The organism is Streptomyces sp. NPDC017943 (genome assembly GCF_044328425.1).
In the GTDB taxonomy this organism is placed as follows: domain Bacteria; phylum Actinomycetota; class Actinomycetes; order Streptomycetales; family Streptomycetaceae; genus Streptomyces; species Streptomyces djakartensis_A.
The window spans coordinates 210,526-221,391 of record NZ_JBIRHH010000007.1 but is presented as its reverse complement, the minus strand read 5'-3'; the positions used below and the strand labels follow the sequence as shown (position 1 = coordinate 221,391).

Here is a 10,866-nt window from a genome sequence, read left to right as displayed (position 1 = left end):
GGCGCCGGGAGGACGCAGCAACGGGGCCGGGCTGCGGCTCGTGGGCCGGGCGCCGGGGCGTCGCGGCAGCAGTGCGGGCATCGGCCTGCTGCTCGTAGGCGCCGTGCGGCGCGCCTGCGGCAGCAGTGCGGGCATCGGTCTGCGGCTCGTGAGCCGGGCGTCGGGGCGTCGCATCGGCGGGGTGGGGGCCCGGCTGGGGGGTGTGGGCCGTGGGCGATGGCCGTGCGGTCTCGTCGCGGCGGGGTGGCTGCGGTGCCGTGGGGATCGGCCGCAGACGTGCGGTGGTCTCGGAGGTGCCCTCGGCGGGGGCGCCCGTGCGGCGGGGCGCGGGAAGCCGGAACGGGCGCGCGGAGGTGTCCGCCGGGGACTGCGCGGGGGCGTCGGTGCGGCCGGGCGGGGAGAGGCGGAACGGCCGTCCCGCCGGGGCGTCCGAACGTTCCGGCTCGGCCGACGGCCCCGGGGTGCCCGTGCCGGCCGGCGCGGGGAGGTGTCCCGGGCGGGGCGGGACCTGCCCGGCGCGGGAGCCGTGACCGGCACCGGGGGGCGAGTCGGGGAAACGCGCGGAGGCGGGAGGCGGCGGAGGTGACACCGCTCCGCTCGGGTTCGAGGCCCCGTCCCGGGTCGCCCAGGACGGACGGTGGGGGTCCGGGGTGTCGTCCGCCGCGGGGGGTTGCGCGGGGACCGGGGGGTGGGGCGGGCGGGGTGGGGCCGCGGGGCGCGGGGGGAAGGAGGCGCGCTGCGCTTCCGTGCTCATGCACCCCCCGTTTCCTCGTGCCCGGGCCGCTCGTCTCGCTCGCGGGCCGGTGCCGTGCCGTCCTGCCCGAGGCCCGGCGCGGACGCGGCCGTCCCGGGCACACCTACCCGTACGGACGGAGCGTCATCCCGGCGCGGATCCCCGGCAGGCGCGGTTCCGCCGTACGTGCGCGTCACTCTACGGCTTGTCGCCGGGCGGGCGGGAACCAGTCCGCGAGGCCGGGGCATCTGCCCGGAACGTCCCCCTACCCTGCGGTAATCCCGTCTGGCAGGCTGCGTCCATGACTGCGCGCGCCTCCGACCGGGCCCGTTACGACCGGGCCACCGCCGCTTACGACGCCCCTCTCGCGATCGTGGACCTGGAGGCGTTCGACGCCAACGCCGACGACCTCGTCCGCCGCGCCGGGGGCAAGCCCATCCGCGTGGCCAGCAAGTCCGTGCGGTGCCGGGCGCTGCTGGAACGCGTCCTGGCCCGGGAGGGCTTCGCGGGGATCATGTCCTTCACCCTGGCCGAGTCGCTGTGGCTGGCGCGGTCCGGGTTCGACGACGTGCTGCTGGCCTACCCGTCCGCCGACCGGGCCGCGTTCGCCGAACTCGCCGGTGATCCCAAGCTGGCCGCGGCCGTGACCGTCATGGTCGACGACGTCGCGCAGCTCGACCTGATCGACGCCGCGCGCGGCGACGGGCGCGAAGTGGTGCGGGTGTGCCTGGAGTTGGACACCTCGCTGCGGCTGCTCGGGGGACGTGTGCGCGTCGGGGCACGGCGTTCGCCGCTGCACTCCCCCGCCGAGGTCGCCGAGACGGCCCGCGCGGTGGCCCGGCGGCCGGGGTTCGAGGTCGTGGGGATCATGGCGTACGAGGGGCATGTCGCCGGTGTCGGGGACGCGGTGGCCGGGCGTCCGCTGCGCTCGCGGGCGATCCGGCTGATGCAGGCCGCCGCACGGCGCGAACTGGCCGTGCGGCGCGCGGAGGTGGTGCGTGCGGTACGGGCCGTCGTGCCGGGGCTGGAGTTCGTCAACGGCGGGGGCACCGGGTCGGTGCAGCACACGGCGGCCGAGGACGCGGTGACCGAGATCGCCGCCGGGTCGGGGCTGTACGTGCCGCGGCTGTTCGACAACTACACCTCCTTCCGCGGCCGTCCGGCGGCGCTGTTCGCCCAGCCCGTGGTCCGGCGCCCGGGGGTCGGGGTGGTGACGGTGCTCGGCGGCGGGTATCCCGCGTCGGGTGCGGCCGGGCCCGACCGGTCGCCGGTGCCGTATCTGCCGGAGGGGCTGCGCTACGACCCGCAGGAGCAGGCCGGCGAGGTGCAGACGCCGCTGCTCGGGTCCCCCGCGGACGATCTGCTGATCGGCGACAAGGTGTGGTTCCGGCACGCCAAGGCCGGTGAGCTGTGCGAGCGGTTCGACGCGCTGCACCTGGTCGAGGGGGACGCGGTGACGGCGACCGTGCCGACCTACCGCGGCGAGGGCCGCACGTTCCTGTAGCGGTGGCGGCCGCGTCAGTCCGGCGGGCCGATGCTGCTGCCCACGCCGCCGCCGGTGCCCGCGTCACCGATCGGGCGGATGCCCTTGGTGATGCGGTCCATGTCGGCGAGCGGCGGCCCCTCGCCGCCGGCGTCGAAGACGTACCGGACGAGGACGGGTGACTCGGTGCCGACGCTGGACGGGAAGACGAGCGACTGGACGTAGCCGCCCGGTCCCTTCGCGGTGTGGACGCGCCAGCGCACGTAGTACCCGGCGCGGCCCGCCACGGCGACCGGGCCGGAGGCGACGGTCTCGTGGGAGACCATGCCGCCGTAGGGCTCGCGGTCGAGCGTGTCGTGGTCGAAGGCGTCCTCGGCCGCGTCGGCGATGTCGCCCTTGGCGAGGGCCTCGGGGGACTTCTCGTCGTTGGCGGTCACCGTGCGGGACAGGACGAGGCCGTGGCGGCAGACGCCGCCGTCGCCGGGGCAGTCGTAGGTGCCGTCGGTCGTCATGACGGCGTCGTCCTCGGTGACGTACTTGGGGCGGACCCAGCCGTCGAGGAGGGGGAATGTGATGCCGTTGAGCTGGTCCTCCACCCGCGAGGGGTCACCGGTGGCCGGCGGGGACGAGGACTGTCCCGCGGGTTCGGACGGCTCGGACGCGGAGGGCGCGGGGGCCGTCCTGGTGCCGGTCCCGTCGTCCCCGGTGCCGAGGACCAGCGCCCCGGTGACGATCGCGGCGACCAGCACGGCCCCGGTCGCGGCCAGGGCCGCGGTCCGTCCCCGTCCGGAGCCGCCGCCCGCGGGCCGGGGCACCGCCGCGGTCGTGACCGCGGGCGCGCGGCGGTGCTCGGTCCAGGCCGTGCCGTCCCACCAGCGCTCCTGGTGGGGCGGGCGCGGGTCGGGGTACCAGCCGGGCGGCGGTGTCATGCTCATCCCGGCACTGTAGGCCGCGCCCCGGCCCGCGCGGGCACCCCCTACAGCGGTGTGACGTACGCCCCCGAGATGCCGCCGTCGACCAGGAAGTCGGTGGCGTTGACGAAGGAGGAGTCGTCGCTGGCGAGGAAGGCCACGGCGGCGGCGATCTCCTCGGCCTCGGCGAACCGGCCCAGCGGGATGTGCACCAGGCGCCGGGCGGCCCGCTCCGGGTCCTTGGCGAACAGCTCCTGGAGCAGCGGGGTGTTGACCGGCCCGGGGCACAGGGCGTTGACGCGGATGCCCTCGCGGGCGAACTGCACGCCCAGTTCGCGGGACATGGCGAGGACGCCGCCCTTGGAGGCCGTGTAGGAGATCTGCGAGGTGGCGGCGCCCATCCTGGCCACGAAGGACGCCGTGTTGATGATCGAGCCCCGGCCCTGGCGGCGCATGTAGGGGATGGCGGCCTTGCAGCACAGGTAGACGGAGGTGAGGTTGACCTCCTGGACGCGCTTCCAGGCCTCCAGGCCGGTCTCCAGGATGGAGTCGTCGTCGGGCGGGGAGATCCCGGCGTTGTTGAAGGCGATGTCGACGCTGCCGTAGGTGTCGTGGGCGGTGCGGAAGAGGGCCTCCACCTCGTCGGGGTCGGTCACGTCGACCTTCACGAAGGTGCCCCCGACCTCGTCGGCGGCGGCCTTGCCGCGGGTCTCGTCGACGTCGCCGCAGACGACGTGGGCGCCCTCGGAGGCGAGGCGGCGGGCGGCGGCGAGTCCGATGCCGCTGCCGGCTCCGGTGACGACGGCGGTACGGCCGACGAGACGACGGCAGATGCTTTCCTGGGCAGTCACTGTGCGGGGCCCTCCGTGCTGATGAAGACGTTCTTGGTCTCGGTGAAGGCGGCCAGGGCGTCGGGGCCGAGTTCGCGGCCGACGCCGGACTGCTTGTAGCCGCCGAACGGGGTCCAGTAGCGGACGCTGGCGTGGGAGTTGACGGACAGGTTCCCGGCGCGGACGCCCCGGGAGACCCGCAGGGCGCGGCCGACGTCCCGGGTCCAGATGGATCCGGACAGGCCGTACGGGGTGTCGTTGGCGAGGCGGATCGCGTCCTCCTCGTCGGTGAAGGGGAGCAGGACGGCGACGGGGCCGAAGATCTCTTCCCGGGCCGCGGGCGAGTCGGGCCGCTCGCCGGTGAGGACGGTCGGCGGGAACCAGAAGCCGGGTCCCTCGGGTGCGCTGCCGCGCAGGGCGGGGGCGTCGCCGGGCACGAACCCGCGTACCCGGTCGAGCTGCTGACGCGAGATGAGCGGGCCCATCTGGGTCTTCTCGTCGGCCGGGTCGCCCACCACCACGGCGGCCAGGGCGTCGGCGAGCAGTTCGCGTACCTCGTCGAAGACGGACTCCTGGACGAGGACGCGGGTGCGGGCGCAGCAGTCCTGGCCGGAGTTGTCGAGGAAGGAGAAGGGGTCGACGGCACTGGGCAGGTCGGCGTCGGCGAAGACGATGTTGGGGCTCTTGCCGCCGAGTTCGAGGGTGACGGGCTTGACCTGCTCGGCGCCGAGCGCGGCGACGCGCGTGCCGGTGCGGGTGGAACCCGTGAAGACGATCTTGGCGACTTCGGGGTGCCGGACCAGTGCGTCGCCCGTGATGTCGCCGCGGCCCGGCAGGACCTGGAGGAGGTGCTCGGGGAGCCCGGCCTCCAGGGCGAGTTCGGCCAGGCGCAGTGCGGTGAGCGGGGTGGTCTCGGCGGGCTTGAGGAGGACGGCGTTGCCCGCCGCGAGGGCGGGCGCGGTGCCCCAGGCGGCGATGGGCAGCGGGAAGTTCCAGGGGGCGATCACGCCGACGACGCCGAGCGGTTCGAGGATCGTGACGTCGAGGCCGCCCGGTACCGGGATCTGCCGGCCGGTGAGCCGTTCCACGCCTCCGGCCGCGTAGTCCAGCAGGTCGCGGACGTTGCCGGCCTCCCAGCGCGCGTTGCCGAGGAGGTGACCGGCCTCGCGGACCTCCAGGCGGGCGAGTTCCTCCAGGTGCTCGTCGACGGTGGTGGCGAAGCGGCGCAGCAGCCGGGCCCGGTCGCCGGGGGCGAGGGCGGCCCAGGTGCGCTGCGCCCGCTCGGCCCGGGCCACGGCGGCGTCGACCTCGGCCGGGCCCGCGCCGGTGACGGTGGCGACGAGCTCCTCGGTCGCGGGGTTCAGGACGTCCAGCTGGTGTTCGGAAGTCAACGGGGCCTCACAGGCGTTCGAAGGAGCGGCGCAGCTCCCAGTCGGTCACCGCGGCGTCGAAGGCGTCCAGTTCGACGCGCGCCATGTTGCGGTAGTGGTCGACGACCTCGTCGCCGAAGGCGGCCCGGGCGACGGAGCTGTTCTCCCACAGCTCGGCGGCCTCGCGCAGGGTGGTGGGCACGTGGTCGAGGCCGGCGGCGTAGGCGTTGCCGCGGCAGGCGTCGGGCAGGTCGAGCTTGTGCTCGATGCCGTGCAGTCCGGCCGCGACCAGGCCGGCGACGGCGAGGTAGGGGTTGACGTCGCCGCCGGGCAGGCGGTTCTCGAAGCGCAGGGAGCGGCCGTGGCCGACGACGCGCAGCGCGCAGGTGCGGTTGTCGTGGCCCCAGGCGACGGCGGTCGGGGCGAAGGAGCCGGGCTGGAACCGCTTGTAGGAGTTGATGTTGGGGGCGTAGAGCAGGGAGAACTCGCGCAGGGCGGCGAGCTGACCGGCGAGGAAGTGCCGCATGACGTCCGACATGCCGTCCGCGCCGTCCCCCGCCATGGCGTTGCCGCCGTCGGCGTCGGCCAGCGAGAGGTGGATGTGGCAGGAGTTGCCCTCGCGCTCGTTGTACTTGGCCATGAAGGTGATCGACCTGCCCTCCTGGGCGGCGATCTCCTTGGCGCCGGTCTTGTACACGGTGTGCTGGTCGCAGGTGACCAGGGCCTCGTCGTAGCGGAAGGCGATCTCGTGCTGGCCGGGGTTGCACTCGCCCTTGGCGGACTCGACGGTGAGGCCGGCGCCCGCCATCTCGTTGCGGATGCGGCGCAGCAGGGGCTCGATGCGGCCGGTGCCGAGGACCGAGTAGTCGATGTTGTACTGGTTGGCCGGGGTGAGGCCCTGGTAGCCGGCGTCCCAGGCCTGTTCGTAGGTGTCCTCGAAGACGATGAACTCCAGCTCGGTGCCGACCTGGGCGGTGTAGCCGAGTTCGGCCAGGCGCTCGAGCTGGCGGCGCAGGATCTGGCGTGGCGCGGCGACGACGGGTGAGCCGTCGTGCCAGGCGAGGTCGGCGTGGAGCATGGCGGTGCCGGCGTTCCAGGGGACGCGGCGCAGGGTGGCCAGGTCGGGGACCATGGCGAAGTCGCCGTAGCCGCTCTCCCAGGAGGACATCGCGTAGCCGTCGACGGTGTTCATCTCGGTGTCGACGGCGAGCAGGTAGTTGCAGCCCTCCGTGCCGTTCTCCAGGACCTCGTCGAGGAAGAAGCGCGCGGCGAACCGCTTGCCCTGGAGCCGCCCTTGCATGTCGGGGAAGGCCAGGACGACAGTGTCGATCTCACCGCCCGCGACGAGGGCGTGCAGCTCCTCGACGCTCAGCGGGGGTGTGCGGTCTGCCACGGGAGGGCCTCCTTGGCTCCTTGGGTCCGCCGGGAGCCATAAGGTATTGCGGAGAACCATTGCTTGGGAAGGGGGTACGGCCACATGCCGGAGGACGACGGCGGCGCCGGGGTGCGGGACGGGCTGACGCCGGTGCTGCGGCCGGTGCGCGCGGGCAACGGCTTCGAGGAGGCCCTGGAGCAGATCCTCCAGGTGGTGCGGCTGGGCCTGGTGCCCGGCGGGGAGCGGCTGCCGGCCGAGCGGGAGCTGGCCGAGCGCCTGGGGATCAGCCGGGTCACGCTGCGCGAGGTGCTGAAGGTCCTCCAGGACCAGGGTCTGGTGGAGTCGCGCCGCGGCCGCTACGGCGGCACCTTCGTGCTGCCCCGCACGGACGCCGGCGGCGAGGACGAGCTGCGGCGGCGGATCGCCGAGGTCGACCTGGAGGACGTACTGCGCTTCCGCGAGGTGCTCGAAGTGGGGGCGGCCGGGCTGTGCGCGGGCCACGGCCTGGGCGGGAAGCAGGCCGGGCGGCTGCGGGAGGCCCTGGCCCGCACGCGGGACGCGCCGCTCACCGACTACCGGCGCCTGGACACACTGCTGCACCTGACCCTCGCCGAGCTGTCGGGCTCGCCCACCCTCACCGCGCAGTACGCGGCCGTGCGCGCGCAGGTCAACGACCTGCTGGACTGCATCCCGCTGCTGGTGCGCAACCTGGAGCACTCGCAGCGCCAGCACACGGCGCTGGTGGAGGCCGTGATCGAGGGCGACGCCGACCAGGCGCGGGAGATCATGCGCGAGCACTGCGGGGGCACGGCGGCGCTGCTGAGGGGCTTCCTGGGCTGAGCCGCGGGTGTGCGGGCGCCGCGAGGATTTACCGGCGATTAACGCACGGGTCTTGCCTTCCCCCGGGCGGCACCGCAAAGGTATGGCCTCATTCCATTGAGCCGCAGCCCGTCCGCCCGTGACCGCCGGCCCGTGTCCGTCACCGCCCGTGCTGGTCACCTCCCGTGGGGAGACAGCCCATGTCCCAGGATCCCGCTCCGACACCCGCCCCGGAGGGCGACGACTATCTGGAACGCAGGGCGCTGCGCCGGGGCAGCGCCGGCTGGGTGCTGCTGACCGGCCTCGGCGTCGCCTACGTCGTCTCCGGCGACTACTCCGGCTGGAACTTCGGCCTGGCCGAGGGCGGCTTCGGCGGTCTCGCCATCGCCATGGTGCTCATGGGCACCATGTACGCCTGCATGGTCTTCGCGCTCGCCGAGCTGTCCTCGATCCTGCCCACCGCCGGCGGCGGCTACGGCTTCGCCCGCCGGGCGCTGGGCCCCTGGGGCGGCTTCCTGACCGGCACCGCGATCCTCATCGAGTACGTCCTCGCGCCCGCCGCCATCGTCATCTTCATCGGCGACTACGTCGAGTCGCTGGGCCTGTTCGGTCTGGAGTCCGGCTGGCCGATGTACCTGGTGTGCTTCGTGATCTTCCTCGGCATCCACCTCTGGGGCGTGGGCGAGGCGCTGCGCTTCAGCTTCGTCGTGACCGGCATCGCGGTGGCGGCCCTGATCGTCTTCGCGCTGGCCGCGCTGCCCGACTTCTCCCTCGGCTCGCTGGACGACATCCCGGCCGACCCCTCCGCCGCGGGGTCGAGCTCCTGGCTGCCGTTCGGGCTGCTCGGCATCTGGGCGGCGTTCCCGTTCGGCATGTGGTTCTTCCTGGGCGTCGAGGGGGTGCCGCTGGCCGCCGAGGAGACCAGGGAGCCGGCCCGCACGCTGCCCAAGGCGATCCGCTGGTCGATGGGCATCCTGGTGGTCCTCGCGGTGGTCACGTTCTTCGCCGCCGCCGGGGCGCGGGGCTCGGCGGCCGTCCAGGAGGCGGGCAACCCGCTGGTGGAGGCGCTCCAGCCGGACGGAAAGGCGACGACCCTCAGCCGGATCGTCAACTACGCGGGCCTGGCCGGTCTGGTGGCGTCCTTCTTCTCCCTGATCTACGCGGGCTCGCGCCAGCTGTTCGCCCTGTCCCGCGCGGGCTACCTGCCGCGCTTCCTGTCCCTGACCAGCCGCCGCAAGGCCCCCTACCTGGGCCTGCTGGTGCCGGGCACGATCGGTTTCCTGCTGGCGGCGGTGACCGGCGACGGGGCCCGCATGCTGAACATCGCCGTGTTCGGCGCGACCATCTCCTACGCGCTGATGTCGCTGTCCCACATCGTGCTGCGCCGCCGCGAGCCGGGACTGCCGCGGCCGTACCGCACGCCGGGCGGGGTGCTGACCTCCTCGGTCGCCCTGGTGCTGGCCTGCGCGGCGCTGGTGGCCACGTTCCTGGTGGACGTCACGGCGGCCTTCATCGCGCTGGTGGTCTACGCGGTGGCCGTCGCCTACTTCGGCCTGTACAGCCGCAAGCGGCTGGTGGCCAAGGCGCCGGAGGAGGAGTTCGCGGCGCTGGCCGCGGCCGAGGCAGAGTTGGCACGGGACTGAACCGACGAACGACGAGGGAGTTGTGGTGAACGGGCCGTTGATCGGGGTCAGCACCTACCTGGAGGCCGGTGCGCGCTGGGGCGTGTGGGAGCTGGAGGCCGCGCTGCTGCCGGTCGGCTACCCGCGCCTGGTGCAGCGGGCGGGCGGCCTGGCCGTCATGCTGCCGCCGGACGACCCGGAGCGGGCCGCGGCCGCCGTGGCCCGGCTGGACGGGGTGGTCATCGCGGGCGGGCCCGACGTCGAACCGGTCCGCTACGGCGCGGAGCGCGAACCGCGCACCGGGCCGCCGGCACCGGAGCGGGACGCCTGGGAGCTGGCGCTGATCGACGCGGCCCTGGCGGCGGACGTCCCGCTGCTGGGGATCTGCCGGGGCATGCAGCTGCTCAACGTCGCGCTGGGCGGGACGCTGGTGCAGCACATCGACGGCCACGCCGAGGTCGTGGGCGTGTTCGGCGGCCACGCCGTCACACCGGTGCCGGGGAGCCTGTACGGCCGGGTCGTACCGGAGGAGGAGTTCGTCCCGACGTACCACCACCAGGCCGTGGACCGGCTGGGCGAGGGCCTGGTGCCGTCGGCGTACGCGGCGGACGGCACGGTGGAGGCCGTGGAACTGCCGTCCGCCCGCTGGGTGCTGGGAGTGCAGTGGCACCCGGAGATGGGGGACGACGTACGGGTGATGACGGCGCTGGTGGAGGCGGCGGCCGGGCGCCCCGCTCCCGTCACCACCGGCGGGTGAGCGACAGCCGGCCAACCCCGGGTGGGCGACGGCCGGCTACCCCCGGGTGAGTGACAGCAGGTCCCGGGCCGGGCCCGTGGGGCGGTGCCCGGTGGGCCACACCGCCCGGAGGTCGCGGGCCAGGGCGACCCCCTCCACCGGCACCGACACCAGCCGCCGCATGCCCAGCTCCTCCCCCACCGCCAGTTCGCTGAGCACCGCGGGCCCGGCTCCGCCGACCGCGGCCGCCTTCACGGCCGTCGTCGAGGACAGCTCGATCAGGGGCCGGGCCAGACCGCCCAGTGCGGCGTCCAGCACCTGCCGCGTCCCGGACCCCTTCTCGCGCAGGATCAGCGGCGTCGAGGCCAGCTCGTGAGCCGCCAGTGCCCGCCGGCGCCGGGCCCAGGCGTGGCCCGGCGCGGTGACGACGATCAGCCGGTCGTGCGCGATGACGACCGAGTCCAGCCCGCTCGGCACGCTGACCCCCTCCACGAAGCCCAGATCCGCCTCGTCCGCCAGCAGCCGCTGCGCCACCACCGTCGAGTTGCCCGCGTGCAGCGACACCGCGGTGTCGGGCCGCTGCGCGCGCAGCGCGAGCAGCCAGCCCGGCAGTAGGTACTCCGCGATGGTCATGCTCGCCGCCACCCGCAGGCGCGAGTCCCGGCGGTCGCGCAGCGCCTGCGCGCCCACGTCGAACGCCTCCGCCGCCTCGACGATCCGCCGGGCCCAGTCCGTGACCAGGGCCCCCGCGTCCGTCAGCCGCGACCCCCGCGGGGAGCGGTCGACCAGCGCCACCCCGAGCTGCCGCTCCATGGACCGGATGCGGCTGCTGGCCGCGGGCTGGGTGATGCCCACCTCCCGCGCCGCCCCGCCGAGGCTGCCGACCCGCGCCACCGCCAGCAGCAGTTCCAGCGCACCGAGGTCCGGGACCCGGTGGGCCAGGGACCCGGCCGCGAGGGGCCCGGTCCGACCGTCTGCGTTGCTCAT

General features: G+C 74.6%; 9 protein-coding genes. 4 read left to right on the top strand and 5 right to left on the bottom strand.

The window, feature by feature from the left end:
- Positions 1 to 1,034 precede the first annotated feature (1,034 nt).
- Positions 1,035 to 2,237, top strand: a complete 1,203-nt coding sequence (locus ACH4C6_RS23830; RefSeq protein WP_398110612.1) for an amino acid deaminase/aldolase — start codon at positions 1,035 to 1,037, stop codon at positions 2,235 to 2,237.
- A gap of 14 nt (positions 2,238 to 2,251) precedes the next feature.
- Here ACH4C6_RS23830 and ACH4C6_RS23825 read toward each other — a convergent pair whose 3' ends face one another.
- Genes ACH4C6_RS23825 through ACH4C6_RS23810 form a run of 4 tightly spaced genes read right to left on the bottom strand, consistent with a single transcriptional unit; the run spans position 2,252 to position 6,720 of the window.
- A complete protein-coding gene (locus ACH4C6_RS23825) occupies positions 2,252 to 3,145 on the bottom strand; it encodes a DUF2510 domain-containing protein (RefSeq protein ID WP_398110796.1) in 894 nt (297 codons plus the stop codon).
- A gap of 47 nt (positions 3,146 to 3,192) precedes the next feature.
- Positions 3,193 to 3,978, bottom strand: coding sequence for a 3-oxoacyl-ACP reductase (locus ACH4C6_RS23820; RefSeq protein ID WP_398110611.1), 786 nt, complete (start codon positions 3,976 to 3,978; stop codon positions 3,193 to 3,195).
- A complete protein-coding gene (locus ACH4C6_RS23815) occupies positions 3,975 to 5,348 on the bottom strand; it encodes an aldehyde dehydrogenase family protein (protein WP_398110610.1) in 1,374 nt (457 codons plus the stop codon). Before ACH4C6_RS23815 ends, ACH4C6_RS23820 begins: the two co-directional genes overlap by 4 nt.
- 7 nt (positions 5,349 to 5,355) lie before the next feature.
- The gene (locus ACH4C6_RS23810; RefSeq protein WP_398110609.1) at positions 5,356 to 6,720 is read right to left on the bottom strand and encodes a glutamine synthetase family protein; all 1,365 of its coding nucleotides are present in this window, start codon (positions 6,718 to 6,720) and stop codon (positions 5,356 to 5,358) included.
- Between the two features lie 84 nt (positions 6,721 to 6,804).
- On the opposite strand from ACH4C6_RS23810, the gene ACH4C6_RS23805 reads away from it, so the two are divergent.
- From ACH4C6_RS23805 to ACH4C6_RS23795, 3 genes are all read left to right on the top strand, one after another.
- Positions 6,805 to 7,542: a FadR/GntR family transcriptional regulator gene (locus tag ACH4C6_RS23805; protein ID WP_398110608.1), complete on the top strand. Its 738-nt coding sequence runs from the start codon at positions 6,805 to 6,807 to the stop codon at positions 7,540 to 7,542.
- 179 nt (positions 7,543 to 7,721) lie between these two features.
- Positions 7,722 to 9,164, top strand: coding sequence for an ethanolamine permease (gene eat, locus ACH4C6_RS23800; protein WP_398110607.1), 1,443 nt, complete (start codon positions 7,722 to 7,724; stop codon positions 9,162 to 9,164).
- A 22-nt stretch (positions 9,165 to 9,186) separates the two neighbouring features.
- Positions 9,187 to 9,900 (top strand): gamma-glutamyl-gamma-aminobutyrate hydrolase family protein, encoded by a 714-nt coding sequence (locus tag ACH4C6_RS23795; protein WP_398110606.1) that lies wholly within the window; start codon positions 9,187 to 9,189, stop codon positions 9,898 to 9,900.
- Between the two features lie 36 nt (positions 9,901 to 9,936).
- Here ACH4C6_RS23795 and ACH4C6_RS23790 read toward each other — a convergent pair whose 3' ends face one another.
- The gene (locus ACH4C6_RS23790; RefSeq protein WP_398110605.1) at positions 9,937 to 10,866 is read right to left on the bottom strand and encodes a LysR substrate-binding domain-containing protein; all 930 of its coding nucleotides are present in this window, start codon (positions 10,864 to 10,866) and stop codon (positions 9,937 to 9,939) included.

Excerpts from the sequence above, each read along its gene's own strand:
- ACH4C6_RS23830 (WP_398110612.1), top strand. The coding sequence starts at position 1,035 with ATGACTGCGCGCGCCTCCGACCGGGCCCGTTACGACCGGGCCACCGCC.
- ACH4C6_RS23825 (WP_398110796.1), bottom strand. The coding sequence starts at position 3,145 with ATGACACCGCCGCCCGGCTGGTACCCCGACCCGCGCCCGCCCCACCAG.
- ACH4C6_RS23805 (WP_398110608.1), top strand. The coding sequence starts at position 6,805 with ATGCCGGAGGACGACGGCGGCGCCGGGGTGCGGGACGGGCTGACGCCG.
- eat (WP_398110607.1), top strand. The coding sequence starts at position 7,722 with ATGTCCCAGGATCCCGCTCCGACACCCGCCCCGGAGGGCGACGACTAT.
- ACH4C6_RS23790 (WP_398110605.1), bottom strand. The coding sequence starts at position 10,866 with ATGAGCAACGCAGACGGTCGGACCGGGCCCCTCGCGGCCGGGTCCCTG.